The 394-nt window shown below is 64.2% G+C and carries 1 protein-coding gene; it reads right to left on the bottom strand.

Annotated elements, in window-relative coordinates:
* A partial coding sequence (locus F6Q13_RS17830) for an SLC13 family permease (protein WP_367141364.1) occupies positions 1-394 on the bottom strand: 394 nt, incomplete at both ends.

The raw sequence follows: 394 nt of genomic DNA, 5'->3' as shown, positions 1-394 counted from the left end.
CCATTCCACGCCGGCCAGGTACTCCGAGCGCGGCAATCCGGAGACCACGATCAGGGCGCCGGCCCCCAGCAGCGCCACGACGGAGGGTTGCAGATGCACGACCGGATGCAAGATGAAACCGGCAAACACCAGCAGCAGGACAACGCCGCACTTGACGAGCAGCGTGGGATCGCGGATGGTTTCACGCTCGTCCAGAGCCATGACATCGGCCACCCGGTCGGTGTCGACCGCGAAAGAGCCGGAGAACAGCAGCGGCAAGAGCGCAACGAAGACGACCGTCACGATGAGCACGATCGGCAGCATGTGCACCAGGAAGTCGTTGAATGTCAACCCAGCTCGGCTGGCGATGATGATGTTGGGAGGGTCACCGACCAGCGTCGCGGCACCGCCGATG

Source organism: Mycobacterium sp., assembly GCF_008709575.1.
Classification (GTDB): Bacteria; Actinomycetota; Actinomycetes; order Mycobacteriales; family Mycobacteriaceae; genus Mycobacterium.
Note: the sequence above shows the minus strand (reverse complement) of the source record. Positions and strands in the feature narration are given on the sequence as shown.